Source organism: Dactylosporangium sp. NPDC051541, assembly GCF_044454505.1.
Classification (GTDB): domain Bacteria; phylum Actinomycetota; class Actinomycetes; order Mycobacteriales; family Micromonosporaceae; genus Dactylosporangium.
In genome coordinates this window covers 19,098-45,081 of record NZ_JBITDU010000021.1, presented here as the reverse complement: position 1 = coordinate 45,081, position 25,984 = coordinate 19,098, and the positions used below count along the sequence as shown (strand labels likewise).

24 protein-coding genes are annotated in these 25,984 nt (G+C 71.6%); 13 read left to right on the top strand and 11 right to left on the bottom strand.

What is annotated here, in order from left to right:
* Window positions 1-118 precede the first annotated feature (118 nt).
* Together ACIA8L_RS49480 and ACIA8L_RS49475 are read right to left on the bottom strand one after the other, a co-directional pair.
* On the bottom strand, window positions 119-790 hold the full coding sequence (locus ACIA8L_RS49480; protein ID WP_395916180.1) for a response regulator: 672 nt from the start codon (window positions 788-790) through the stop codon (window positions 119-121).
* Window positions 787-2,088 carry a sensor histidine kinase gene (locus ACIA8L_RS49475; RefSeq protein WP_395916178.1) on the bottom strand — a complete coding sequence of 434 codons (1,302 nt, stop codon included), beginning with the start codon at window positions 2,086-2,088 and terminating at the stop codon, window positions 787-789. Before ACIA8L_RS49475 ends, ACIA8L_RS49480 begins: the two co-directional genes overlap by 4 nt.
* Window positions 2,089-2,239: 151 nt before the next feature.
* Between ACIA8L_RS49475 and ACIA8L_RS49470 the strand changes: the two genes are divergently transcribed.
* The 8 genes from ACIA8L_RS49470 to ACIA8L_RS49435 all read left to right on the top strand — a co-directional run bounded on the left by ACIA8L_RS49470 (window position 2,240) and on the right by ACIA8L_RS49435 (window position 9,885).
* Window positions 2,240-2,926 (top strand): ABC transporter ATP-binding protein, encoded by a 687-nt coding sequence (locus tag ACIA8L_RS49470; RefSeq protein WP_395916176.1) that lies wholly within the window; start codon window positions 2,240-2,242, stop codon window positions 2,924-2,926.
* Window positions 2,923-5,271 (top strand): FtsX-like permease family protein, encoded by a 2,349-nt coding sequence (locus ACIA8L_RS49465; protein WP_395916174.1) that lies wholly within the window; start codon window positions 2,923-2,925, stop codon window positions 5,269-5,271. The genes ACIA8L_RS49470 and ACIA8L_RS49465 overlap by 4 nt, the downstream gene beginning before the upstream one ends.
* A gap of 84 nt (window positions 5,272-5,355) precedes the next feature.
* The gene (locus ACIA8L_RS49460; protein WP_395916172.1) at window positions 5,356-5,907 is read left to right on the top strand and encodes an RNA polymerase sigma factor; all 552 of its coding nucleotides are present in this window, start codon (window positions 5,356-5,358) and stop codon (window positions 5,905-5,907) included.
* Complete coding sequence (locus ACIA8L_RS49455; protein ID WP_395916170.1) at window positions 5,904-6,746, top strand: anti-sigma factor; 843 nt, start codon at window positions 5,904-5,906, stop codon at window positions 6,744-6,746. Before ACIA8L_RS49460 ends, ACIA8L_RS49455 begins: the two co-directional genes overlap by 4 nt.
* Window positions 6,743-7,438: a hypothetical protein gene (locus tag ACIA8L_RS49450; protein WP_395916169.1), complete on the top strand. Its 696-nt coding sequence runs from the start codon at window positions 6,743-6,745 to the stop codon at window positions 7,436-7,438. The genes ACIA8L_RS49455 and ACIA8L_RS49450 overlap by 4 nt, the downstream gene beginning before the upstream one ends.
* Entirely contained in the window at window positions 7,435-8,241 is an 807-nt protein-coding gene (locus ACIA8L_RS49445) for an ABC transporter permease (RefSeq protein WP_395916168.1), read from the top strand. Before ACIA8L_RS49450 ends, ACIA8L_RS49445 begins: the two co-directional genes overlap by 4 nt.
* A 14-nt stretch (window positions 8,242-8,255) precedes the next feature.
* Window positions 8,256-9,113, top strand: coding sequence for an ABC transporter ATP-binding protein (locus ACIA8L_RS49440; RefSeq protein WP_395916167.1), 858 nt, complete (start codon window positions 8,256-8,258; stop codon window positions 9,111-9,113).
* Between the two features lie 10 nt (window positions 9,114-9,123).
* Window positions 9,124-9,885, top strand: a complete 762-nt coding sequence (locus tag ACIA8L_RS49435; protein ID WP_395916165.1) for an SDR family NAD(P)-dependent oxidoreductase — start codon at window positions 9,124-9,126, stop codon at window positions 9,883-9,885.
* A gap of 57 nt (window positions 9,886-9,942) precedes the next feature.
* Here ACIA8L_RS49435 and ACIA8L_RS49430 read toward each other — a convergent pair whose 3' ends face one another.
* The 7 genes from ACIA8L_RS49430 to ACIA8L_RS49400 all read right to left on the bottom strand — a co-directional run bounded on the left by ACIA8L_RS49430 (window position 9,943) and on the right by ACIA8L_RS49400 (window position 19,661).
* A complete protein-coding gene (locus ACIA8L_RS49430; protein WP_395916163.1) occupies window positions 9,943-10,956 on the bottom strand; it encodes a glycosyltransferase family 2 protein in 1,014 nt (337 codons plus the stop codon).
* A 33-nt stretch (window positions 10,957-10,989) separates the two neighbouring features.
* Window positions 10,990-12,798 (bottom strand): hypothetical protein, encoded by a 1,809-nt coding sequence (locus ACIA8L_RS49425; RefSeq protein ID WP_395916162.1) that lies wholly within the window; start codon window positions 12,796-12,798, stop codon window positions 10,990-10,992.
* Between the two features lie 212 nt (window positions 12,799-13,010).
* Window positions 13,011-14,150 (bottom strand): ROK family protein, encoded by a 1,140-nt coding sequence (locus ACIA8L_RS49420; RefSeq protein WP_395916160.1) that lies wholly within the window; start codon window positions 14,148-14,150, stop codon window positions 13,011-13,013.
* On the bottom strand, window positions 14,147-16,546 hold the full coding sequence (gene melA / locus ACIA8L_RS49415; protein ID WP_395916158.1) for an alpha-galactosidase: 2,400 nt from the start codon (window positions 16,544-16,546) through the stop codon (window positions 14,147-14,149). Before melA ends, ACIA8L_RS49420 begins: the two co-directional genes overlap by 4 nt.
* Window positions 16,547-16,558: 12 nt before the next feature.
* Window positions 16,559-17,893, bottom strand: coding sequence for an ABC transporter substrate-binding protein (locus ACIA8L_RS49410; protein ID WP_395916156.1), 1,335 nt, complete (start codon window positions 17,891-17,893; stop codon window positions 16,559-16,561).
* Between the two features lie 17 nt (window positions 17,894-17,910).
* Entirely contained in the window at window positions 17,911-18,774 is an 864-nt protein-coding gene (locus ACIA8L_RS49405) for a carbohydrate ABC transporter permease (protein WP_395916155.1), read from the bottom strand.
* Window positions 18,775-18,785: 11 nt separating this feature from the next.
* Entirely contained in the window at window positions 18,786-19,661 is an 876-nt protein-coding gene (locus tag ACIA8L_RS49400) for a carbohydrate ABC transporter permease (protein ID WP_395916153.1), read from the bottom strand.
* Window positions 19,662-19,796: 135 nt separating this feature from the next.
* On the opposite strand from ACIA8L_RS49400, the gene ACIA8L_RS49395 reads away from it, so the two are divergent.
* Both ACIA8L_RS49395 and ACIA8L_RS49390 read left to right on the top strand, forming a co-directional pair.
* Window positions 19,797-20,663: a 6-phosphogluconolactonase gene (locus tag ACIA8L_RS49395; protein WP_395916151.1), complete on the top strand. Its 867-nt coding sequence runs from the start codon at window positions 19,797-19,799 to the stop codon at window positions 20,661-20,663.
* A complete protein-coding gene (locus tag ACIA8L_RS49390) occupies window positions 20,648-21,589 on the top strand; it encodes a carbohydrate kinase family protein (protein WP_395916149.1) in 942 nt (313 codons plus the stop codon). The genes ACIA8L_RS49395 and ACIA8L_RS49390 overlap by 16 nt, the downstream gene beginning before the upstream one ends.
* Here the strand turns inward: ACIA8L_RS49390 and ACIA8L_RS49385 are convergent.
* A complete protein-coding gene (locus ACIA8L_RS49385) occupies window positions 21,555-22,379 on the bottom strand; it encodes a sigma-70 family RNA polymerase sigma factor (protein WP_395916380.1) in 825 nt (274 codons plus the stop codon). The genes ACIA8L_RS49390 and ACIA8L_RS49385 overlap by 35 nt on opposite strands.
* 97 nt (window positions 22,380-22,476) lie before the next feature.
* Between ACIA8L_RS49385 and ACIA8L_RS49380 the strand changes: the two genes are divergently transcribed.
* On the top strand, window positions 22,477-22,935 hold the full coding sequence (locus ACIA8L_RS49380; RefSeq protein ID WP_395916147.1) for a carboxymuconolactone decarboxylase family protein: 459 nt from the start codon (window positions 22,477-22,479) through the stop codon (window positions 22,933-22,935).
* Here ACIA8L_RS49380 and ACIA8L_RS49375 read toward each other — a convergent pair whose 3' ends face one another.
* Window positions 22,936-23,898 (bottom strand): STM4015 family protein, encoded by a 963-nt coding sequence (locus ACIA8L_RS49375; protein WP_395916145.1) that lies wholly within the window; start codon window positions 23,896-23,898, stop codon window positions 22,936-22,938.
* Between the two features lie 58 nt (window positions 23,899-23,956).
* Here ACIA8L_RS49375 and ACIA8L_RS49370 point away from each other — a divergent pair, with 58 nt between their 5' ends.
* A complete protein-coding gene (locus ACIA8L_RS49370) occupies window positions 23,957-24,367 on the top strand; it encodes a hypothetical protein (RefSeq protein WP_395916143.1) in 411 nt (136 codons plus the stop codon).
* Window positions 24,360-25,979, top strand: a complete 1,620-nt coding sequence (gene argS, locus ACIA8L_RS49365) for an arginine--tRNA ligase (RefSeq protein ID WP_395916141.1) — start codon at window positions 24,360-24,362, stop codon at window positions 25,977-25,979. Before ACIA8L_RS49370 ends, argS begins: the two co-directional genes overlap by 8 nt.
* Window positions 25,980-25,984 lie beyond the last annotated feature (5 nt).

The window sequence follows — 25,984 nt, the reverse complement described above, 5'->3', positions numbered from 1 at the left end:
GCCCCGCTGTGATCGCCGTCGGGGGTCTCGCCTTCGGCTCGGTTTGGCTCGCCTTCGGCTTCGGATTTTCTCGCCTTTGGCTTTGGGTTGGCGGCATTCACGGGGCGCGGCTGGCGCGCTATTCGGGTGAGCCGGGGCTTACCAGGCCGGTTTCGTAGGCCAGTACTACTGCTTGGACTCGGTCTCGTAGGGCTAGCTTGGTCAAGATGCGGGTGACGTGGGTTTTTACTGTTGCTTCGCTCAGGTTTAGGTCGGCGGCCAGCTCTGGGTTGCTGCGGCCGCGGGCCAGCATGGTCAGGACCTCGCGTTCGCGGGTCGTCAGGATCTCAAGGTCGCGGATCTTCGGGTTGGGGGCGGCGAAGCGCTCCACGAGGCGTCTGGTGATGCTCGGGGAGAGCAGGGCGTCGCCGGTCTGGACCAGGCGGACGGAGGCCACCAAGTGGTCGGGGGTCACGTCCTTGAGCAGGAAGCCGCTGGCGCCGCCGGACAGGGCGGCGTAGACGTACTGGTCCAGGTCGAACGTCGTGAGCACGATGACGCGGAGCGGGGTGCCGGCCTCGGTCAGCGGCTGGTCGGCCAGGATCTGGCGGGTCGCGGCCAGCCCGTCCAGGCCCGGCATCCGGATGTCCATGAGGACCACGTCGGGGCGCAGTCGCCGGGCGGCGGTCACCGCTGCTTCGCCGTCGGCGGCCTCGCCCACCACCTCGATGCCCGCGGCCATGAGGATCATGGCGAAGCCGGTGCGGACCAGCGCCTGGTCGTCGACGATGAGGACCTTCGGGGCGGTCACGACGCGGCGTCCGGCCGCAGGGGCAGGCGGGCGTGGACCGTGAAGCCGCCACCCACGAGGGGACGGGCGGCGAGGGTACCGCCGCAGAGCCGGACCCGTTCGGCCAGGCCGGCCAGGCCGGAGCCGGTACCGGCGCCACCCGGCGGCGACGACGCGGGCGCCTCGTTGGAGACATCGACCACGAGATCGTCACCGTCCACCTCGACCCGCACCGAGGTGCGCGCACCCGGCGCGTATCGCAGCGCGTTGGTCAGCGCCTCCTGAGCCACCCGGTATGCGGCCAGGTCGATCGTCACCGGCAGCTCCAATTCGTCCGGCACGCTCGCCCGTACCGGCTGCCCGGCGTCTCGGACCGACTCCACCAGGCTGGTCATCTGGGCCAGGCCGGGCTGCGGGGCGAGCGGCCCGCCGCCGACCGCGACCCCCGCCCGCGGCGAAGCACCGCCCTCGGCCGCCGACGGGCTGAGCACGCCGAGCAGCTGGCGCAGCTCGTGCATCGCCTCCCGGCCGCTGGACTCGACCGCGGTCATCGCGCCGCGGGCCAGGTCCGGCCGGCTGTCGAGGATCTTCGTGGCGGCGCCGGCCTGGATGGTCATCATGCTGACGTGGTGGCTGACCACGTCGTGCAGTTCGCGGGCGATCCGGGCGCGCTCCTGGGCGGCGGCCGCCCGGGTGGCCTGCTCGCGCTCCCGGGCCAGCGCCTCGGCCCGCTGCTGCGACGCCTCCGCGCGGAGCCGGGCGGCGCGGATCGCGATCCCGGCCAGGCCCACCGGCAGCAGCAGCGCGAACGGCGCGAGCGCGCTGGGGACGTCGAGGTTCGGCTCGTTGCGGGCGAACGAGACCCCGGCGACGGCCGCCCCCGCCGCGAGCATGCCCAGCGCGTAGGCCGGGCGGCGAGCCATGGCCGCGACCGTGTAGGCGCCGATGAGGAGCGCGATCAGGCTGAACAGGGTCAGCCCGCCGGTCGCGGCGAACACTCCGGCGAACTGTGCGGCGAACGCGATCACCGGGCGGCGCCGGCGGAACGCCAGCGGCAGGGTGACGAGCAGGTTGAGGGCGGCTATCCAGTGATCGAGGGCGGAGGGTGGCTCCGGGCGGAAGAAGTCGACTTCCGGCTCGGGCGGGGCGGTCCACGGAACCTTCACGGAGTGGACCATGACGGTATGGTCCCCGGGCGGGTGGTCGCCGACCTGGTCCTCGGCCAGCCACAGGGTGGCGGCCGAGAGGGCGAGCGCGAGGAGCAGGTCGCCCCGTGACACCCTCAGACCCGGCACGGACCGGCGCAGCCACGCGTACACCACCTCATTGTGTCGGGCGGCCCGGGCGCCGGCATCCATCGCGTGATCGATGCGCGTACCTCGCTCGGTTGACGGCGTGCTCGAATCGGTGGCCGGAGTTCCGCACTTTGCCGGACGCCCGGACGTCGCGACCTTCATAGCGTCAGCACCCATGACGAACCAGACAGTGGTGAGCCTGCGCGGCGTCACCCGCCGCTACGAGTCCGCGGCGCCGCCGGCGCTGGATCACGTGACCGTCGAGGTCCAGGCGGGCGAGGCGGTGGCCGTGATGGGCCCCTCGGGCAGTGGGAAGTCGACGATGCTCAACCTCATCGCCGGGGTCGACCGGGCCGACAGCGGCGCGGTGGAGGTGGCCGGGGAGGACCTGGGCCGGCTGTCGGAGGCCGAGCTGGCCCGGTTCCGGCGCGGCCGGATCGGGGTCATCTTCCAGTTCTTCCACCTGCTCGACGACATGACCGTCCGGGACAACGTGCTGCTGCCCGCGCAGCTGGCCGGCGGGTCCAAGCCGGCCGCCCGGGCGCGGGCGGCGGAGCTGCTCGAGTCGCTGGGCATCGCCGACAAGGCCGACGCCTACCCGGCCCGGCTGTCGGGCGGCCAGCGCCAGCGGGTGGCGGTGGCCCGGGCGTTGATGAACCGCCCGGCCCTGCTGCTGGCCGACGAGCCGACCGGGGCCGTGGACGCGCGCACCGGCGAGCAGGTGGTCGAGCTGCTGCGGGAGCTGAACCAGTCCGGGCAGACCCTGGTGGTCGTGACCCACGACGCGGAGGTGGCCCGGCACTGCGCCACCCGGCTGATCACGCTGCGCGACGGCCGCGTCGAGGCCGGTGCACTGCGATGAGCGCGGTCTGGGCATCCATCCGGGCCGGGGTGCGCCGGCGCCGGCTGCAGAGCGCGGTCGTGGCCGCCGTCACGCTGCTGTCCACCGGTACCGCCGTCCTGGGGCTGGGGCTGCTGGTGGTCTCCGACGCGCCGTTCGACCACGCCTTCAAGGACCAGTCCGGTGCGCACGTGACCGCGCAGTTCGATCCGGCGGTGACCGGCACCGCCGCGCTCGCGACCACGGCGACGACGAAGGGCGTGCGGGCCGGCGCCGGCCCGTTCGAGACGGTCTCCGCCGAGATCTCCGCCGGCCGTCGGCACCTTGTGGGTGAGCTGCTCGTCGCCGGCCGTCAGGAGCAGCAGGGCGCGGTGGACCGGCTGACGCTCGACAGTGGACACTGGCTGACCGGCGCCGGGCAGATCGTGCTGGGCCGCAGTGGCGACGGGCCGCCGTGGGATGCGTTCACGAGCATCGGGGGTACCGTCACCCTGACCGCCGGGGACAGCAAGGTCGACCTGACCGTGGTCGGCATCGCGTATTCGGTCACCGGCACGGCCGGCGCGTGGGTCTGGCCGACCCAGTCCGACGTCCTGCGCCCGGCCGGCGAACCGCACACCGGGCTGGAGATGCTGTACCGGTTCGACTCGGCCGCCGACACCGCCGCGGTCAACGCGAGCCTGGCCGCGGTGACCGCGACCCTGCCGGAGAAGGCGCTGTCCGGGTCGTCGAGCTACCTGAGCTCGAAGCAGGAGGCGGGCCGGCACACCGCGCCACTGGTCCCCTTCGTGCTGGCGTTCGCCGTGCTGGGGCTGGTGATGGCCGCGCTCGTGGTGGCCAACGTGGTCAGCGGGGCCGTGATAGCCGGCTACCAGACGATCGGCATCCGCAAGACGCTCGGCTTCACGCCCGGCCAGGTGGTCTCGATGTACGCCGGGCAGATGTTCATCCCCGGGGTCGTCGGCAGTGCCTGCGGGGTGCTGCTCGGCAACCTGCTCGCCCTGCCGCTGCTGGCGCAGGCGTCGCGGGCCTACAACGCGTCGGGGCAGTCGAGCATCCCGGTGTGGGTCGACCTGGCCGCGCTGGCCGGGGTGGCGGCGATCCTCGCCGTGGCGGCCGCGGTCCCCGCGGTGCGGGCCGGCCGGCTGCCGGCCATGCAGGCGATCAGCATGGGCCGGGCCCCGCGGACCGGCCGCGGCTTCCGGGTCCGGCGCTGGCTGGCCGCGACCGGCCTGCCCCGGCCGGTCAGCTTCGGCCTCGGCACACCGCTGTCCCGGCCCGGGCGCTCGGCCGGCACCGTGGTGGCGATCCTGCTGGGCGCGGTGACCATGGTCTTCGCCGTGGGGCTGACCAGCTCGCTGAGCCGGGTGTCGCAGGCGATCAGCCGCACGGACGCGGTCCCGGTCGCGGTGCCGATCCCGCACGTGCGCGACATCGGCAACCCGAACGGCACCCCGGACCTGACCAAGCTGGAGTCCGCGATCAAGGCCCAGGCCGGCACGGCCCACTACGTGGCCGGCGGCAATTTCGACGCCACCGTCATCGGCGCGAAGGACCAGGTGCGCGTCAACTGGTATGCGGGCGACGCGACCTGGACCGGCCTGACGATGGTCACCGGGCGTTGGTACCAGGGCGCCGGCGAGGCGATCGCCGCTTCAGCGCTGCTGCGCACCACCGGGCACCACGTCGGCGACACGATCACCGTCAGCGCCGAGGGTGGGCAACGTTCGCTGACCGTCGTCGGGGAATACTTCGGCGACGCGGATGCCGGGCTGGTCGTCGACTCGTCGGCCCTGACCGGCCTCACGACGCGGATCGAGCCGCAGGAGTACGACATCGCCCTCAAACCGGGGACCTCGATCGACGCCTACATCCAAGGGCTCGACGCGGCCTCCGGCGGTCTCCGGGCGACGAACCGGGTGCAGGACGAGAGCGAGGACGGCTTCGTCCTGCTGTACTCGCTGATCGCCACGCTGACGCTGGTGCTGACGGCGGTCGCCGCGCTCGGCGTGTTCAACACCGTCGTGCTCAACGTCCGCGAGCGGGTCCACGAGATCGGCGTGCTGAAGACCGTCGGCATGACCCCGCGCCAGGTCCGGGCCATGGTGGTCGCGTCGATGGTCGGCCTCGGCGTGGTGGCCGGCATGATCGCCGTACCGCTCGGCGTGTCCGTCCACGGCTGGATCATGCCCGCGGTGGGGAACGCGGCGAACACGACCCTGCCCGCGTCGATCACGGACGTCTACGACGGCGGCACCCTGGCGCTGCTGGGCGGGGTCGGCATCGTGATCGCGGTGCTCGGCGCGCTGGTGCCGGCCGGCTGGGCGGCCCGGTCCCGCATCGCCACCGCCCTTCGCGCCGAGTAGGCCGGCCGGCAGCAGCACAACCCCGGCTGAGACCGGGCTGTGCGGCGGTGAACCTCGGGGTGGGGGCGCTGCTACCCATGTGGCATGGAGGCCGGCGGCGACGAGGAGCTGCTGCGGTCGGTCGCGGCCGGGGACGCGGGTGCGCTCGGGCGGCTTTACACGCAGTACCGCCGACCGCTCTTCGGCTATTTGCAACGACTCGCCGGGGACCGCATGGTGGCCGAGGAGATCCTGCAGGACACCATGCTCGCGGTCTGGCGCTCAGCGGCCGCGTTCGAGGGGCGGGCCAAGGTCAGCACCTGGCTGTTCGGGGTGGCGCGGCGGCAGGCGCACAACCGGCTGCGGGGACGGGGCGCGCCGACGCCGGCCGGGGCCGAGCTGCCGGAGCGGGCCGATCTCAGTGCCGGGCCCGAGGAGCTGGCGATCGCGGCGGCCGGTGGCACACCCGTGGCGGCGGCCATCGACCGGCTGCCGGAGCATCATCGGGACGTGATCGCGCTGGTGTTCGTGGCCGGGCTGCCGCTGGCCGACGTGGCCGAGGTGCTGGCGATTCCGGTCGGGACGGTGAAGAGCCGCCTCTACCACGCCCGGGCCGCGGTCGTCGCGCAGCTCACCGCCCAGGAGGTGACCGAATGAAGGACTGGCTGCCCGCATACGCCGCCGGGGCCCTGCGTGGTCCGGAGCGCGACCGGCTCCGCGCCCACCTCGAGGGCTGCGCCGGCTGCCGGGCCGAGCTCGCCGCGTGGCAGGGGATCGCGGCCGCCGCCGCCCCGGCCGAGGCCCCGCCGGACCCGGAGCGGCTGGTGCGGGCCGTGCTGCACCGCAGCGCGTTCGAGGAGCCGGCCGTGCGCCGGTCCGCGAAGCCCAACCTGGCCGCGCTGATGCTGGCCGAGCTGCGGCTGATCCGGTTCGCGGTGCCGATCGCCTCGGCGCTGGTGCTGGCCCTGGGCGTGGCGCTGGTGCTGCTGCGCAGCACCGCCCCGATCGGCGCGGGCCCGATGCTGGGGCTGGTCGCGCCGGTCGTCGCGGCGGCCGGGATCGCCGGGACGTATCGGTCGCGGCGGGACCCGGTGGCCGAGCTGATCGGGACCATGCCGACGCCCGGGCGGCTGCTGGTGCTCATCCGGATCGCGCTCGTGTTCGGCTATGACCTGGTGCTCACCCTGGCCGCCGCGGCTGGGCTGGGCGTCGGCGTGCGGCCCTGGCTCGGGCCGATGGTGCTGCTGTCCGCGCTGAGCCTGCTGGCCGCGGTGCGGTTCGGCCCGGACGTGGCGCTCGCGGTGGCGGTCGGGCTGTGGGTCGTGCGGGTGATGGCCGGTGGCCTGCCGGCCTCCGACGGCTGGCCGGCCCGGTTCGTCGTCTCCGCCTGGTCGACGAACGCGCCGGTGCTCGTGGTGGCGGCCGCCGTCGCCGTCGCGGCGATCGTGCTGGCCGGTGAACCTCGCGACGGATGGCGTGCAACCAACCCGATGTGAGACCACTGACCCTCTGGCGGCACGAGGTCCGACGGGCGGGCTGGGCGGCGGTCCTCGGCCCGCCGATCGCCGTCGCCGCCGGCGTCGCGGCCGCGCTGGCCAATCCGCTGCCCGGCGACACCAGCACCGCGCGCATCCTGCTGGCCGGGCTCGAGATGGCGGTGCCGCTGGCCGCCGCCGTCGCCTGCGCCTCGCTCGTCGGCCGCGACCCGGCGATCGAGCTGCAGCTGACCACCCGCACGCGATACCGCTTCACGCTCCTGCGGCGGATGGCGGTGACGTTGGGCTGGGCCGCCGTGGTCGCGGCGCTGACGGCGGCCACGCTCATCGCGACCGGCTGGTGGGCGCGCTGGCCGGCCAGCCACGGCGTGCTCGCCGGCCAGCTCACCTGGATCGCGCCGACGGCCGGCCTGAGTGGACTGGGCTTCGCCGCGGGCGCGATCCTGCGCAGCCCGGCCGGGGCCGGAGCCATCGTCACCACGCTGTGGGCGATTCAGCAGTTCTTCGCCGGTGCGGCGCAAGAGCGACTGCCCGGGCGGCTGCTGTACCTCTTCGCGACCACCCGCGGCGCGAAGCCGGACGACTGGACGGCCAACCGGCTGACGCTCCTCGGCACCGGCGTCGTGCTCACCGCCCTGGCCCTGCTGGTGCTGGGCCGCTCCGAACGGCTCATCCGGGAGGAAGACGAATGACGTCCACGTTCAAGTACGAGTTTCGGATGCAGATCCGCAAGCGCTCGGTGTGGATCGTGCCGGCCCTGTCGGTGCTGCTGTTCATCCTCATCGGCGGGAGCCTCCTGCGCGACCTGTTCGACCCGGCCGAGCGCCCGCCCGCGGCCCGCACCGCGGTCATCGGCCTGGCGCTGCAGATCCACGCCCTGCTGACGATCGGCTACGGCTGCCTGCTGGCCGACCGCCTGGTCCGCGACGACCGGCTGCGGGTGGCGCCGATCCTGGACGCCACGCCCGCGCACCCGTGGGGCCGGCTGGTCGGCAAATACCTGGGCGCGGCGGCCGCGACCGCGATCCCGGTCTTCGTCGTATACCTGGGTTTCACCGCCGCCTACGCCGTCAATACGGGCGCGCCGGCCGCGCTGGGCTGGGCGCTGGCCGCCATCGGCGTCGTCATGGTGCCGGGGCTGCTGTTCGTGGCCGCGGTGGCCCTCGCGGTGCCGCTGACCATGCCCGCCCCGCTGTTCCGGGTGCTCTTCGTCGGCTACTGGCTCTGGGGCAACCTGGCCGCCCCGGAGATGATGCCGACCCTGGCCGGGACGCTCATCCACCCGCTCGGCGGCTACCCGATGGCCGGCCTGCTCGACTTCCACGGCATCGAAGGCGACCAGGCTCTGGCCGGGCCGGTGCCCGGTGCGGTGTTCAACTTCCTGCGGCCCGACCCGACGCCGGCGACCGCGTGGCTGTCCATCGGTGTGCTGCTGGCCATCGCGGCCGCCACCCTCGCCGGTGGCGCCGCGCTGCGCGCCCGCCGGATTCGATGAGAGGACTTCCAGTTATGCGGATCGAGATCGCCGGCCTGACCAAGACCTACCGCGGCGGGGTGGCCGCCCTCGACGGGCTTGACCTGACCGTGCCGACCGGCATGTTCGGGCTGCTGGGCGCCAACGGGGCCGGCAAGACCACGCTGATGCGCATCCTCGCCGGCATCGCCCGCCCGACGGCCGGCCGGGTCACCGTGGGCGGCCACGACATCGCCACCGCCCCCGGCCGGACCGCCGTGCAGCGCGAGCTCGGCTACCTGCCGCAGGACCTGGGCGTATACCCGGACCTGACGGCCCGCCAGTTCCTGGACTACGTGGCCCTGCTGAAGGGCCTGGACGACCGGCCCGCCCGCCGCCGGCGCGTCGGCGAACTGCTCGAGGTGGTCGCGCTGACCGAGCACGCGGACCGCCGGCTGCGGGGCTTCTCCGGCGGCATGCGCCAGCGCGTCGGCATCGCCCAGGCGCTGCTGGCCGACCCCCAGCTGCTGATCGTCGACGAACCGACCGCCGGCCTGGACCCCGAGGAGCGCATCCGGTTTCGCAACCTGCTGTCGCAGTCCGCCGGGCGCCGGACCGTCCTGCTCAGCACCCACATCGTCGACGATATCGCCCAGACCTGCCGCGAGGTGGCGGTGCTGGCGAAGGGCCGGCTCACCTTCCGCGGCACCGTTGCCGAGCTGACCCGCCGGGCCGAGGGCCGCGTGTGGTCCGTCGTCACCGCCGGGCCGCCCCCGCCCGAGGGCACCGTGGTCTCGGCGCTCCCGCACGAGGACGGCATGCGCTACCGCATCGTGGCCCAGCGGGCCCCGGGCAGCCAGGCCAAGCCCCTGGAGCCGAGCCTCGAGGACGGGTACCTGTCGCTGAGTGGGTAGCGTCGCGGGTATGGGAACTCTCGACGGAACAGTCGCGCTGGTGACCGGCGCTTCCAGCGGCATCGGCGAGGCGGCCGCGCTGGCCCTGGCCGAGCGCGGCGCCGCGGTGGCCGTAGCCGCCCGGCGCGGCGACCGCCTCGCCGACCTGGCCGGCCGCATCACGACCGCGGGCGGCCGGGCACTGGTCATCGAGGCCGACATCACCCAGCGCGAGCAGGCCGAGGCGGCGGTCAGCCGGACGGTGCAGGAGCTCGGCCGCCTGGACACGCTCGTCAACAACGCCGGCGTGATGCTGCTCGGCCCGGTCGCCGACGCTCCCGTCGAAGAGTGGGAGCGGATGGTCTCCATCAACGTCCTCGGCCTGCTGTACTGCGCCAAAGCCGCCCTGCCACACCTGCTCACGGCGGCCACCGAAGCCCCGCGCCAGGTCGCCGACATGGTCAACATCAGCTCGGTGGCGGGCCGGGTCGCCCGCAGTGGCAGCGGCGTCTACAACGCCACGAAGCACGCGGTCGGCGCCTTCAGCGAGGCCCTGCGCCAGGAGGTCACCGGCCGCTTCGTCCGCATCTCCCTGGTCGAACCGGGCGCGGTCGCCACCGAACTGGCCGGCCACAACCGCCCGGAGGTCCGCGACACGATCGCCCAACGCTTCGAGGGCGTAGAGCGCCTACAGGCCGAAGACATCGCGGACGCGATCGCCTACATCGTGACCCGCCCCCGCCACGCGGCCATCAACGAAATGCTGGTCCGCCCAACCCAGCAACAGGGCTAGAACGAAACCGGCCGGCGCCCCGAACTCGGGCGCCGGCCGCGTGCTGTGCGAGCTCGGTCAGCGGGTCGCGGAGACCGGGTCCGGCTCGGGCTGGCGCTGGAGGGGGGCGGTCGGGAGGGGGGTGGGGTCCTCGGCGGAGTCGTAGGCGATGAAGAACGTCGGGCGGCCCTGGGAGGCGGCGAAGATGCGGCCGACGTATTCGCCCAGCAGGCCCAGGCAGAGCAGCTGGACGGCGCCGAGGAAGAGCAGCACCACGGACAGCGACGCCCAGCCGGGGACGGTCACGCCGAGGAAGTAGGCGACCAGGACCCAGACGACCAGGGCCATGCAGATGGCGAAGCCGGCCAGGCCCAGCCAGGTGGCGATGCGCAGCGGTGCGGCCGAGAAGCTGGTCACGCTGTCCGCGGCCAGGCGCACCATCTTGGTCAGCGGATACTTCGTCTCGCCGGCGGCGCGGCGCTCGCGGCTGTAGGTCACCGTGCCGCTGGGGAAGCCGAGCCAGGGCACGAGCAGGCGGTAGACCGGCTGCTGCTCCGGCAGGGCCCGCAGGGCGTCGACCGTGACCCGGCTCAGCAGCCGGAAGTCGCCCGCGTTGTGCGGGACTCGGTTGCCGGCGATGCGGCGCATCATGCGGTAGTAGACGCCGGCGGTCCAGCGCTTGAAGACCGTGTCGGTGCTGCGGTCGTCGCGCACGCCGTAGACGATGTCCAGGTTTTGCGACCGGGCCAGGTCGAGCATGTCCTTGATGAGCTCCGGCGGGTCCTGCAGGTCGGCGTCGATGCTGACCACGAAGGCGCCGGTGGAGCGGTGCAGACCCGCGGTGAGGGCGGCCTGGTGGCCGCCGTTGCGCCGCAGCCGGATGATCCGCAGCTGGGGCCAGTAGCGGCGCAGGCCGACCAGGACGGCGGCGGTGGCGTCGGTACTGCCGTCGTCGACCGCGACCACCTCGTAGGAGACGTCGAGCCCGTCCAGCACCTTGCGCAGCCGCTCGGCCATGATCGGGAGGACGGCCTCCTCGTTGTACATCGGCACGACGACGGACAGTGTCGTCTCTTCTGCGGTCGTGCTCATGCCCCAAGCTCCCTGGGTGTCTCGGTGCGGAAATCAACCATTGGTCAGCGCGCGGACGTCCCAGACCCAGACGTCGTCGACCTGCCGGCCAGTGCCGAGCAGCGGGTCAAGCGTCTCACGGAGCTGTGGCAGTGACTTGGTCCGGTAGACCACGATCGCGTCGGCCTTCCAGGTGCGAAGTTCGGCCAGCATGTCGGCCTTCTGGGTGGCGGTCAGCGTGACGGCCTTGCCGGTGCGGGTGACGCTCAGTAGCACGGTGTTCACCGGGCCCGGCGGGGGCGAGTTGGTCGCGATCTTGTCAGGGCCGAGCGGGCCCATGAAGTACCCCTCCGGCAGCCGGAAGTGCATGTCGGCGGCCATCTGCCACTCGAGCGCGGTGATGTCACCGACGGACTGCAGGACCGGCACCGGGACGACCGTGTGCTGATCGGCCACATACTGCTTGTAGGTCCCGGCGGTGAAGAACTTCGGCACCGGCGCGCGCCCGATCGCGGGCAGGGGCAGCGGCAGCAAGGGCACCAGCACGGCGGCGAGGACGGCCGCCCACACCAGGCGCAGCGGCACCCCCTCGGTCCGCGCCTTGAGGATCCGGTCGGTGGACAGGGCCAGCAGCACGCCGAGCCCGACCACGGCCAGGAAGGTGAAGCGGCCGACGTTCATCGAGTCGAGGACCGGCAGCTCGACGAAGAGCTTCCACGGCCCCGGCACCCCGGTGCTCTCGTAGTGCCACCGCACGTCCGGGCCGAGGCTGAACGCGAGGCCGATCGCGCCCACGATGGCCACCGTGCGGGCCAGCCGCTCCCGCCACAGCCACACCGCGATGCCGGCACCCAGGATCAGCAGGGTCCAGCCGAAGTAGCCGTTCTCCTCGGAGTAGTTCGTCGACGTCAGGGTGCCGTCGAGGTTGCCGAGCGAGGTGGTGGAGTATTCGAAGAGGGTGTTGAGGTCGTTGGTGACGTAGGCCAGGCCGCCGAGGCTGGCGTAGTGCCGCGGCCCGGCGAACTGCATCCACAGCGGGTAGGCCAGCAGCGGCAGCGAGACCCCGACGGCGACGCCGAGTCCGGTCAGGAACGGCCGCACCATCGCGCGCACGTCCGGCCGCCACGGGAACGCGTAGGCGATCACGAACAGGCCCAGCGCGATCGCGGTCATCAGCAGGATCTCTTCGCCGATGAAGGCCTGGTAGGTGATCAGCAGGCCGAGGATCAGCCCGTCACGGACCGGCCGGGTGGTGTGGAAGAGCTTCAGCGCGAAGCGCACGATCCACGGCACCAGGAACATCGACACCAGGTTGAGGTGCGCGTTGCCGTGCGAGACGATCGTCGGCGCGAAGGCCATGAACCCGCCGCCCAGCACGGCTGCGGCCCGGTGCACCTCGACGTCGCGGTGCAGGACCAGATACCACCCGAACCCGGTGAGTGCGAAGCCGAGGGTGACCGCGATCACGAAGCTCACGCTCGCCCCGAAGAGCAGCGTGATCGGCAGCAGCGGCAGGGCCAGGCCCAGCACGCTCGCGTTGCCCATCAGGTTGACGCCGATCCCGGAGTTCTGAAACTCGGTGAAGAACGGGTTCTGGAAGTGGGTCAGGTTATAGGTGTCAACGGCCAGGAACCACTCGAACTGATAGTGGTCGTTGTAACTGTGCGCAAGGTAGCGCTCGCCCGGCGACAGCCAGACGTGCGCGAAGAGGTAGGCGCCAACGGCGATGAAGCCGGCCAGGATCAGCAGGTCGGCGCGGATCCGTCGGAAACGGGTTGGCTCGTCGGAGGTCGTGTCCGGGGTCTCCGGCTCCTCGGCGGTCACTCGTTCGCTGGCCGTGCGGTCGGCGTTGACGACAGACATGGCCTGGAGACTAAAGCATCACGCCGTGTGACAAGGAACCCGAACGGTGTAGTCCGGTCGGCGTGAATTGGACCAAAGCCGCAAAAGCCGCCGTCGATCTCTCCGGAGAAGCGGTCGTTCCCGGCGGGGACGACAGATTCGTGACGAAATACCGGGTTCCTGTCATGGAAACGTGATTTGCCGGTTCGCACAGCAAACCCCGGGCGGGCCGCTCACGCCCGCCGTGGCGCCCGCGGCGGCGCGAGGCCGGCCGACGGGGCGAAGACGAGCCGGTCGACCAGGTCGAGGGAGTGCCGGACCGCGCCCAGGGCCGAGCCCTCGTCGCCCAGCGTCGACACCCGGACCTGCGGCAGGTTGATGACGACCTTGGCCAGCTCGGCGCGCAAGGGCTCCAGCAGCATGTCGGACGAGCGGGAGAAGCCGCCGCCGAGGACCACCAGCTCCGGGTCGACGGTGAGGATCAGCGCCGCGGTCCCGAGGGCCAGGTCGCGGGTGTACGCCTCCACGGCCTGGGCCGCGCTGCGGTCGCCGCCGCGGGCCGCCGCGAACACCTGGGCCGCGCCGTCCCAGCCGCGCAGGTGCTCCTGGGCCCGGCCCCAGCCGGCCTCGGGCAGCACGCCGATCTCGCCGGCCGCGCCCGAGGCGCCCCGCAGGAGCTGGCCGTTGACGATGATGCCGGCGCCGGTGCGGGACCCGGCCAGGACATACACGATGTTCTCGAAGTCGGTGGCCACCCCGCGCCAGCGCTCGGCCAGGGCGGCCAGGCGGCAGTCGTTCTCGGCCCGGACCGGGCAGTCGAAGGTGCGGCCCAGGTGGCCGACGAGGTCGACGCCGGTCCAGTCGGGCACGACCGAGAACGACACGGTGCCCTTGGCGTCGACCAGGCCGGTGCTGGCCACGCTGACCGCCCAGATATCGGGCGGGGTGAGGCCGGCCGCCCGCAGCGCGCCCAGGGCGGCCTCCTCGATCACGTCGAGGCGCTCGCGCTGCGGGGTCTCCGGCCGCACGGCGATACGGCGGCTGGCGACGACCTGGCCGTCGAGGTCGGCGACGAGGGCGAGGACCTTGTGCGCGCCCACGTCGATGCCGACGACGTGGCCGGCGTCGGCGCGGAAGCGGTATCGCCGCGCGGGCCGGCCCAGGGCCCCGGGCAGCGGCAGGACCTCGCCGACCCACTCCTGGGCCAGCAGGTCCTGCACCACGTCCTCGGTCGAGGGCCGGGACAGGCCGGTCCGGCGGGCCAGCTCGGTGAGCGTCAGCGAATGGCCCTCCCGCAGCGACCGCAGGACCGAGAGCGCGTTGAGCTGGCGGAGCCGGTTGAGGTCGCCACCCGCGACCGCGTCCTCCGTCACCCGGTCAATCCTAGTGATGGGACCAGCCGGGCCGCGTTTCCGGCGTAGAGCGCCCCCAGCGTCGCGTCGTCCAGGCCGAGCCCGTCGATCGCCCAGCGGCCCATGAGCAGGTCGCCGTCGGGGTCGTGCGGGAACTGCTCGTCGCGCGTCTCCAGGAAGCGGTAGTGCAGGCGATACACGCGCTCGTCGGGCGGGAAGCTGTCGGTGCCGAAGAGCACCCGGTCGGGGTGGCGGGTGAACAGGTCGTGGGTGGTGCGAGGCTGGCGGCCGAGCTCGGCCAGGCGGGCCGAGATGTCGATGTGGTAGTTGGGGTAGGCGTCGAGCATGGCCCCGACCCGGGTCAAATCCTCCGGGTAGCAGCCGCCGTGCACGCCGATGAACGTGGTGCCGGGGTGGGCCGCGACGACCGTTTCGAGGGCGTCGATGAGTCGCTCGAAGGGTGGGAACTCGGGGCCCGCGAACGACCACTGTGGATAGTGCAGGAGCTGCTCCAGGCGCTCGTTACGCTCGTCGATGGGTTCGAAGAAGGCCCGCGGGTCGGCGGTGTGCACGGCGATCGGGATACGCTGCGCGGCGGCCTCCGCCCACAGCGGGGCCAGCCGCGGGTCGTCGAGCAGGATCAGTTCGCCGGAGTGGTCGCGGCGGTGCAGGCCGAGGTCCTTCCAGACCTTCAGGCCGCGGGCTCCGGCGGCGACGGAGGCGGCCAGGCCGCGGGCGATCCGCTCGCCGAAGCCGGGCGTGGCCAGCTCGTCCCAGTCGACGTGGCAGAACGTGGCGAAGCGGCCCGGGTAGGCATTGTCGTAGCGGGCGATGTTGGCGGCCAGCTCGTCGCCCCAGCGGCCGTCGAGGTTGACCATCGCCCGCACGCCGCAGCGGTCCATCAGGCCGACCAGCGCGCCCGGGTCGGCCACCATCCAGCTGCCGTCGCCGGTGAGCCACCGGCCGAGGTGACTGTGCGCGTCGATCACCGGCCGCCGCGGCGACGTGACCTCCGCCGACGCGGGCACTTGCAGCTGGGTCTCGGGCCGCCACTCCCGCAGCGGCAGGTTGTACAGCGGATGCGCACTGGCCGCGCCCTCCGACGGCGCCATGGTGGACATCGACGGCCTCTGGAGAAACGGCGGCAGGAGATCGTTGTGGGCCTCGATCATCGCGTCCACGAGAGCAGTGATCCGGTCCAAGGGCAGCCGAGCGGCGGTATGGGGATCGAGCATCGCTGCGTGGTACACGTGCGATCGCTGCTCTTCGAAAACCGCCCGCAAGGTCAGCTCGCCGACGTTGAGGAAGTTGCTGTTGAGGGCGGCCAGCTGGGGCGGGAGGGCACCGACGGGCATCGGGCGCATCCCGGCCCGGTCGACGAAGCAGGGCACTTCGACGCAGGCTTGCGGGGGCAGATTGCCGATGAGTCCGTCATTTCGAATATTTCCGTATACGACCCGGGGCGTGCCGGTCTCGATCGAGTGGATCACCTCGGAGACCAGTTCGGAGCTGGGCTCGATCGGCACGCCGACCCCGGAAGCCAGCCCGCGCACGTGCTCGTCATAGACGCCGGCGTCGCGGTCGAGCCAGGTCAGATACTCGCCGATCGGAATGCGGAACTGCTCGATCTGCTCGTCGTGGGGCAGGAACCACGGGACATATTCGGAGCCGTGCTCGCTCGATTCCGTCGGAAAGAAGCCGAGTCGTCGGTACATCTCCACGCGCACGGTCCGGGAAAGTTCTGGGTCTGCGGCAATGGCCCGGTCCAGCAACGGATACAGATCTTCACCATCGCGCGTGAACCGCAGGACGAACGCCTGGTGGTTGACGCCCGCGGTGACCATCGCGCACTCCTCGCGCGGGACACCGGCCAGCCGGGCCAGCCGCCCCTCGGTGTCGCGCACGGAATGGCACAGGCCGACGACCTGGGTGAACGGCGAGCCCTCATACACGGCCCGCGGAATCATCGTCATCGGGTTCGTGTAGTTCAAGAGCAGTGCTCTCGGACTGAGCTCGGCGAGCTCGTTGCCGATCGCCCGCGCGACCGGGATCGTGCGCAGGGCCCGGAAGATCCCGCCGATGCCGAGCGTGTCGGCGATCGTCTGGCGGATGCCGAACCGGGCCGGCACCTCGAAGTCGAGCTTGGCCGCCGCGTGCCCGCCGACCGCGATCACGTTGATCACGTAGTCGGCGCCGGCGATCGCGCGGCGGCGCTCCGGACAGGCCTCCACCCGGGCGTCCGTGCCCAGCCGATCGGCCATCCACTTGGCCATGGCCTCGGCGGTGGCGAGCCGGCCCGCGTCGATGTCGTGCAGCGCGACGGTGAGTCCGGTGAGCTCCGGGTAGGAGAACAGGTCGGACAGCACCCGCCGGGTGAACGTCACGCTGCCTGCGCCGATCAGCGCGATGCGAGCCATGGCTGAGCCTTTCTATTTGAAGAGAGCGTTGATCTGCTTGGTCGCGTCGGCCATCGCTGCCTTGGCGTCTTGCTGACCGAGCCAGACCGTGTCGAGCGCGGTCTGCACCGTCTCGCTGATCTGCGCGCTGTTCTCGGTGATCGGCAGCAGGAATGTGCCGTCAGCGGCCTTGGACTCCTCGACGAATACCGAGACGTCCTGGTTCTTCGCGGCGAATGCGGCGAGGGCTTTCTCCGAGGACGTCTTCACCGCCGGGAACACCACCGCCTTCGCCGCGACCAGGTCCTGACACTCGGGCGAGGCCAGGAACTTGACCCACTGCCACGCTTCTTCCTTGTGTTTGGTGCCGGCGTAGATGGCGTCGGAAAGGCCGTTGGTCGCCGATTTGCGCCCGGCCGGGCCGGTGGGCAGCGGGGCGAAGGCGTACTTCTGCTTGACCGTCGAGCCGAGGTAGTACCCCGCCATCCAGGACCCGGTCATGCCCATCGCCGCTTTCTGCGACTCGAGCACCGCGTCCGTGCCGACCGTGCTCTGCTTGTCGTACTTCGGGCTGAAACCCTTGGCCGGCAGCGAGTTGAACCAGGCGATGGTGTCGGTGAACTTGGGGTCGGCGTAGTTGAACTTCGTGCCCCAGGGATTCTTGTCGACGTAATACCAGCCGTTGCTGACCGCGAAGTTGCCCCAACTGGTCTGCCCGAGTGAGCCCGCGTCCAGGTCGGCGACGAGGCCGTAGGTCTTGACGTTGTTCTTGTCGAAACCCGGTTCGTCGCCGCGTTTCCCGGTGGCGTCGACGGTCATTCGCGCGATGAGCTTTTCGAAGGTACCCCCGTCGGGCGGGTTCCAACTGAGGTCCTTCAGCGTCCCCGGGTCGACGCCCGCCTGCTTGAGCAGCGCCGTGTTGTAGAGCAGGGCGATCGCGTCCCAGTCCTTCGGCAGCCCGTAGCGTTTCCCGTCCTTCACCCACAGATCCGGGAGCCCTTTCTGGTACTGCCCCAGATCAATCTGGTCCCGCTCGACCATCGGCGCGATGTCGAGGATCTGGTTGTTCTGCAGGAACTGCGGGTAATAGGCGACGGAGTCGGTGAACACGTCGGGCGCGTCGCCGGAGACGACCTTCGTGGTGAGGTTCGTCCAGTACTGGTCCCACGCCAGCTGCGTGACTTTGACGGTGATGTTCGGGTTCTTGGTGTGGAACGCGTCGGCGCACGCCTGATAGGCCGGCAGTTGGGTGTCCACCCACAGTGTGTAGTTCAGCGTCACCGCACCGTCGGCGCTGTTGTCCTCGGTGCCGCACGCGGCCAGGCCGAGCACCGCCAGCAAGGCGACGGCTTTCATCGTTGCCCGCACGAGAAGTCCTTTCGGGGTTATTTCCCACCGGTGAAGTTGATCGAGTCGACGAGCCGCCGGCCGAACGCGACCAGCAGCACCAGCACCGGCACGACGGTCAACGTCGCGGCCGCCATGAGACCGGTCCAGTCCGGTCGCGAGTTGGGCGCCTGCTGCAGGAACACCGACAGGGCGGCGGTGAGCACCCGCGTGCTCTCGCCCGGCGCGGCCAGCAGCGGCCACAGGAAGTCCTTCCAGGTCCAGACGGCCTGGGTGAGCGCGATGGTCAGCAGCGGGCCGCGGCTCATCGGCATCACGACGCGCCAGAACACCGCCCACCGCCCGGCGCCGTCCAGCCGCGCCGCCTCCTCCACCTCAATCGGGATGGACAGGAAGAACTGCCGCAGGAAGAACACCGTGAAGGGGGTCATGAGCAGCGTCGGCGCCACCAGGCCACCGAACGTGTTGAGCAGGCCGAGCTGCTTGACGAGCGCGAAGTTCGGCAGCAGTGTGAAGATCGCCGGGACCATGAGCCCGGCCATGAAGACGCCGAACACGAAGCCCTGGCCGCGGAACCGCAGCCGGGTCAGCGCGTAGGCGGCCATCGAGCAGCTGGTGATCTGGCCGGCGACGGTGGCGGCCGTGTACAGCACCGAGTTGCGCAGGTACAGCAGGAAGTCCAGCCGGGCTCCGGAGCCGCCGGCGGCCTGCGCCTCCTCCACAGTGGACAGGCCGAGGACCCGCTCGAAGTTCACGAGCGTCGGCCGCTGCGGAATCGGGTTCAACGTGTCGGTGAACAGGTCCGACGCGGGCATGAAGGCCGTGCGGACCATCCACAGGAACGGAAACAGGGTGATCGCGATGAACACGACCAGGAACGAGGCGCCAACGAACCGTCGCATCTGGACTCCCCTCAGCTCAGATCCGAGCGCGACGCCCGCAGCAGCCGCATCTGCACGACCGTGAAGACCGCCAGCAGCAGCACCAGGGCCATGGCCATCGCCATGGCGTAGCCCATCCGGAAGCGCTGGAAGGCCTCGTTGTAGATGGCGTAGTAGATGACCCGGGTGAGGTTCACCGGCCTGCCCTGGGTCGTGACCGCCACGACATCGAAGACCTGGAACGAGCCGATGATGGAGACCACCAGCACGAGCGCGAGGATCGGCCGCAGCAGCGGCAGCGTGATGCGGAAGAACATCCGCAGCTCACCGGCGCCGTCGAGGGCGGCGGTGTCGTACAGCTGCTGCGGGATCTGCAGCATCCCCGCGTAGAGCAGCAGGGCCACGTAGCCGGTCCCGGCCCAGGTGGTGATGCCGGCGATCGAGGGCAGGGCCAGGCCGGTGGAGGTGAGGAAGCCCTGGACCGGCAGGCCGACGGCCTCGAGCACGCCGTTGACGAACCCGACGTTGGTGTCGAGCAGGAACAGCCAGAGCAGGCCGATGGTGACGTTGGGGACGAGCCACGGGACCAGCAGCAGCGCCCGCAGCACGACCGACCGCGTGAGCCGGTGCATGACCGCGGCCAGGCCGAGGGCCAGCACCAGCTGCGAAACGAGGGTGTAGACGACGAACTTGACCGTGACCCACAGCGAACCCCAGAAGCGCGCGTCGCGGATCACCTCGCGGTAGTTGTCCAGGCCCACGAACTCGGGGTCGGACAGCAGGTTCCAGTCGGTGAGGGAGTACCAGACCGCCTTGGCGCTCGGATACAGGTAGAACACCGCGAAGCCGATCGCGGCCGGCGCCAGGAACAGCGTGGCCACCCGGCCGTCGCCGCGCCGTGCGGTCATCGTGGCCCCCTCGCGTCAATGGATGGGATAATGATGGTCTCCTGGTAAATGTTGTCAAGAGGGTTGTGTTCATCCGCGCCTTGCTCCTACTCTGCGGTCAACATTCGTAGGAGACCTTCGAAAGCGGGCTGCCTCATGGTCGACCGTGATGATCTGCGGCGCTGGTGTGCCGTGCCCGCGGACCGGCTCGCGGAGCATCCCGAGGCCCGGCTGCGGCTGCGGATCTGCCCGGACAGCGCGGCGATGGGCCGGTTGATGGCCCGGGAGCTCGTGGAGGCCATACAAGCGGGACCCTTGCGGGCAGTCGTTCCGTGCGGGCCCGCGGCCTGGTACGCGCCGTTCGCCGAGCTGGTCAACGCCGAGCGGGTGAGCCTGGCCGGGCTCGAGGTGTTCCACATGGACGAGTGCCTCGACTGGCAGGCCCGGCCGGTGCCACTGCGGCATCCGTACAGCTTCCGCGGCTTCATGCAGCGCGAGTTCTACGACCCGATCGCGCCGGAGCTGGCCGCCCCGGAGTCACAGCGGCACTGGCCCGCACCCGGCAACCTCGCCCGCATCACCGAGGAGCTGCTCGCGCGGCCGGCCGATCTCGTGTACGGCGGCTGGGGGCAGGACGGTCACGTGGCGTACAACCAGGCCCGCCGCAACCCGTTCAGCCCACAGACCGTCGAGGAGCTGCGCACGTCCACGGCCCGGGTGCAGGAGAACAACGTGGACACGATCGTCGCCCTGGCCCAGCGCACGTTCGGCGGCGCCTACCAGTTCGTGCCGCCCATGTCGGTCACGCTGGGGATGCGCGAGATCCTGGCCGCCCGGCGCATCCGGCTGTTCAGCGACACGGGCGCGTGGAAGCAGACGGCGCTGCGGGTCGCGCTGTTCGCCGACCCCACCGCCGAGTATCCGCTGACCCTGCTGCAGGAGCACCCGGACGTGCTGCTGACCGCGACCGTGGACACGGCCCGGCACCCGGTGGCCGAGCACCCGGAATGGGATCTGAGCTGATGTTCGTCGTCGGCACCGGGGGCCTCGGCTCGGGCCTGTTCCTGGCTTTGCACGGCGAGCACACCCTCGGCCGCGAGGAGAGCCGCGCCGCCACCCTGCTCGACCGGCGCGACGCGGCGAAGCTCCACATCGTGCTGCACTACGTCCGGCGCCTCGGGGGAGCCGGCACGACGGTGCTGCCGATCGGCCTCGTCGGCGACGACCCGGCCGGCCGGGAGACCCTCGAGCAGATGCGCTCGGCGGGGATGGACGTCTCGCTCGTCGGCGTGCTCTCGTCCCGCCCGACGCTGTTCTCGGTGTGTTTCCAGTACCCCGACGGCACGGGCGGCAACATCACCACGGCGTCGTCGGCGAGCGACTCGGTCGGCCCCGGCCTGATCTACTCGGCCCGGGATCGGCTGCGCCCGGGCACGGCGGTCGCCCTGCCCGAGGTGCCCCTGGCCGCCCGGGAGGCGCTGCTCGACCTGGCCACGGAGGCGGGACTGTTCCGGGTGGCGACGTTCGTGTCCGGTGAGTGGCCGGCGGCGCGGCGGCTGCTGGACCGGGTCGACCTGCTGGTGCTCAACATCGACGAGGCGGTGGCGTTCACCTCACCGGAGGCGGCCGATGTCATGGCCGCCGCGATCGACCAGATGGGGGCCGGCTCGCTGGTGGTCACCGCCGGGCGGCAGGGCAGCTGGGCGTGGGACGGGCAGTCGCTGTCCCACGCCGCCCCGCTGCACGTGGAGCCGGTCAACACGGCCGGTGCCGGGGACGCCCACCTGGGTGCGCTGATCGTGGCGCTCGGGCGCGGGCTCGACCTGGCCGCGGCCAACCGCTACGCGTCGATCGTCTCCAGCCTGTCGGTCACCTACCCGGACACCATCGCCTTCGCCCTCGACGCGGCGACGGTCAGCGCGGCGGGTGGAGTTCTGCCAGGTCCATAGGGTCGGCGATGGCCTCGATGACGGTGATCCGGCCGTCTTCCACCGTGAACGACAGGATCAGCTTCAGCTCGTCGCCGTGGATCACGAGCGCGGCCGGGACACCGGCCAGGTCCGTCATGCGGGCCCCCTGGGCGCGGCCGTTGAAGAACGCGGCGATGACCTCGGCGCCGCGGGTCTCGCCGCGGCCGCCCAGCTTGGCGGCGGTCTCGTCGGCCCGCATGACCACATCGGGGTCGAGCAGCTCCAGCAGGGCGCCGAGGTCGCCGCCCCGGGACGCGGCCAGGAACGCCTCGACCACCGCGTGCGGACGCTCGCCGGTCTCCGGCTCGCGCGCCTGGACCCGGCGGCGGGCCCGGCTGGCCAGCTGGCGGGCGGCGGCCGGGCTGCGGCCCACGACAATGGCGATGTCGTCGAAGGAGACGGCGAACATGTCGTGCAGTACAAATGCCAGCCTTTCGGTTGGGGTCAATGACTCCAGCACCACCAGCAGTGCCAGTCCCACGGAGTCGGCCAGGAGCGCCTCCTGCTCCGGGTCGGCCGCCTCGACGGGCGGGTCCGTGAACGGCATCGGCTCCTCCCGGCGGCTGGCCCGGGCCCGCAGCATGTCGAGGCAGATCCGCCCGACGACGGTGGTCAGCCAGGCGGCCAGGTTGTCCTTGCGGTCGTCCTGCCGGGTGAGCCGCAGCCACGCCTCCTGCACCGCGTCCTCCGCCTCGCCGGCCGAGCCGAGCATGCGCTGCGCCACGGCCGTCAGCCGCGGCCGCTGGGCCTCGAACTCCCGCGCCAGCATGTCGTCGGTCACGTTTACTCCCTTTGTCACAATGCTCGGTCCGGGGGCGTCATAGGGGCGACGAAGCAAACCGCTCCGATGTGACAGGAGAACCATCGTGTCCGCTCGACTGATCAACCCCGGCGTGCTCGCGACCGAGACGCCGAAGGCCGTGAACCTCCTTTACAAAGCGGCCCACGCGTCCGGCGTCTCGCCGACCGTCCTGGAGCTCGTGCACCTGCGGGCCAGCCAGATCAACGGGTGCAGCCCGTGCGTGGACTCGGGCGCCCGCAGCATGCGCAAGAACGGCGAGACCGACGACCGCCTCTTCGCCGTCGCCGCGTGGCGGGAGACGCCGTACTTCACCGAGCCCGAACGGGCCGCCCTGGCGCTGGCCGAGGCCGCGACCCGGCTGGCCGACCGGGCCGACGCGGTGCCGGACGAGCTGTGGAACGCGGCCGCCGAACACTTCAGCGAGGAGGAGTTGGGGGCGATCGTGCTGTGGATCGCCACCACCAACTTCTTCAACCGCATCAACGCCCTGGTGAAGACCCCGGCCCCGCAGCACTGGGGCTGATCACTCACCGACCGCGGTGTATCGGCCCCACTGCGTCTCGGTCTGCTGGTCCTCGACGTCCACCGCCACGCCGGGCAGCTCGGCCACGACCCGGGCCGCGAACTCCGGGGACAGGAAGTTGTGCCGCAGGCTGAGCCGGCGCAGGTGGGTGAGCGGCTGCCCGGCCAGCAGGGCCTCGGCCCCGGAGTCGTCGAGGACACCCATCGAGAGGTCCAGCTCCTCCAGGCGGCCGACGAGCGGGGCCCCGGCCAGGGCGGCCGCGATCCGGTCGGCGATCTCGGCGTTGCGTAGACCCAGGCGGCGCAGCGCCGGGAACCGGCCCCCGGCCAGCAGCGGCTCCAGGTGCCGCACGGCCACGTCCCCGCCGTAGTTGCGCACCCCGAGCCAGAACTCCAGGTGCTCCAGCGCCGGCAGGTCGCTGTCGAGCACGGCGGTCACGATCTCGGCCGGCAGCCCGCCGGACTCGAACGCCAGCTCGCGCAGGTGCGCGGAGTGCAGCGGGGACAGCCGCAGGTTCTCGGTGCCGCGCACACGCAGGACCCGCAGCTTCGGGAACGCCTCCAGCAGCGGGTTGAGGTCGCCCTGCCGGATCCAGGAGGCCTCGCACTCGTCGCCGGTGATGTCGCCGAGGAACAGCGCCTCGAGGTTCGGCAGCCGGTGCGCGACCTCGCAGAGCTTCACGATCGGGGCGTCGGCGAACGCGGCGTAGCCCCACGACCCCAGCACCAGCGCCTCGATCGCCCCGGTGTCGACCGTGTCCAGCAGTTCGTCGAGCGCGGCGTTGTACCCCTCGTTGGGGCCCTCGCTGTCGTCGAAGTCCTCGTCGAAGTACTCGAACCGCCAGGCGACGGGCCGATCGACGACGGGCAAGGGCGCCCCTGACTCCAGCGCGACCACGGGCCGCCCGGCGAACGTCTCGGTACTGGCGTGAAAGGTCACGGCTACGAGGATGACATCCGTCATGCCCCGGTGGTGACGGCGGGCAGCGGTACCGGGGCCCGCGTTTCCATACCGTCATGGCATGACCGAGAAGAACATGAACCGCACGCTCGCCGCCGCCCTCGCCATCGCCGCGCTGCACGTTCTCGCCATGGGGGTCACGTACCTGGCGCTCGGTTCAGCGGGTGCCGGCGCCGTCGTGCCGCACCTCGTGCTCGCGGTGCTGCTGCCGCTGCGGGCGTACAAGCTGCGCAGTGGTAGGCCCAAGGCCCGGCGCATCCTCACTGTCGTGCTCGGCATCCAGATCCTGGCCCACGCCATGCTGCCGGGTGTCGTCGCGCAGATGCCGGGCTACGCGGTGCCGATCATCACGCTGCAGGCGCTCTCCCTGGTGTGCGAGGTCGCGGCACTGGTCTTCCTGTGGGCGCCCTCCGCCGTGAAAATTCAGGCGCACGAACCGGAGCTGGTGGGTACCGTCCAGGGGCATGGCTGATATCGGCGAGGAGCTGCGGGATCGACTCGCGGCCGCGTTCGGGACTGTGACCGGTTCGACCGTCGATCCCGTCCTGCGCCGATCCCGGCACGCTGACTTTCAGGCCGACGGGGCGCTCGGGCAGCCGGGCGCCCGGTCCGTCGCCGCCGCCGTGGTCGAGGCGGCCGACCTGGCCGACCTGTGCGGCGACGTTCGCGTCGTCGGCCCCGGCTTCATCAACCTGACGCTGTCCGACGCCGCGCTGGCCGAGTGGCTGGCCGTCGCCGCGGCCGATGCCCGGCTCGGCGTGTCCACAGTGGAGTCCGAGACGGTCGTTGTCGACTACTCGGGCCCCAACGCGGCCAAGGAGATGCACGTCGGCCACCTGCGCTCGACGATCATCGGGGATGCGGCGGTGCGGGTGCTGGAGTACCAGGGCCACACCGTGATCCGGCAGAACCACCTCGGCGACTGGGGCACCAACTTCGGCATGCTGGTCGAGCACCTCGTCGAGGGCGGCGAGCTCGACTTCGCCACGTTCTACGCGGCGGCCCGGCAGAAGTTCGCGACCGACACCGCGTTCCAGGAGCGCGCGCGGCGGCGGGTCCTGCTGTTGCAGACCGGCGACCCGGAGACGGTCGCGCTGTGGCGTTCAATCGTCGAGACTTCGCGGGGGTACATCCAGAGCGTGTACGACCGGATGGGAGTACGCCTGCTGGAGAGTGATTTCGCGGGGGAGAGCGGCTACCGGGACGCCCTCGACGGCGTGGTCGACGACCTGCTGGCGCTGGACCTGCTGCGGGACAGCGACGGCGCCTTGTGCGCGTTCCCGGACGGCTTCACCACCCGCGACGGGGCACCGCTGCCGCTGATCGTCCGCAAACGCGACGGCGGCTACGGCTACGCCGCGACGGACCTGGCCGCGGTGCGCCACCGGGTCGACGAGCTCAAGGCCACCCGCCTGCTCTACGTCGTGGGCGCCCCGCAGCGCCAGCATCTGGAAATGGTCTTCGCGGTCGCCCGGGCGGCCGGCTGGCTACCGCCGACGGTGCGGGCCGAGCACGTGGCGTTCGGCTCCGTCCTGGGCGCGGACGGCAAGATGCTCCGCAGCCGCACGGGCGGCGCGAGCAAGCTGACGGAGCTGCTGGCCGAGGCGGTGGAGCGGGCCGGCAACGCGACGATCGGCATGGGGGCGCTGAAGTACGCCGACCTGTCCAGCGACCGGATCAAGGACTACACGTTCGACTGCGACCGGATGCTGGCGACAACCGGTGACACGGCCCCTTACCTGCAGTATGCGCATGTGCGGATCGCCTCGATCTTCCGCCGTGGCGAGGTCGGCGAGGTGCCGGCCGCCTTCCTGCTCACCCACCCGGCCGAACACGCCTTGGCCTTGGAGCTCCTGGCGTTCCCGTCGGTGATAGCCAGGGCCGCCGAGACGCTGGAGTTCCACCGCCTGACCGCCTACTTGCACGACGTGGCCGTGACCTTCACCGCGTTCTTCGAGAAGTGCCCGGTGCTGAAGGCCCCCGACCCGGTCCGAACCAGCCGCTTGGCGTTGTGCCAACTGACGGCCCGCACGTTGTCGACGGGCCTGGACCTGCTGGGGATAGCCACTCCTGACCGCATGTAGCACCG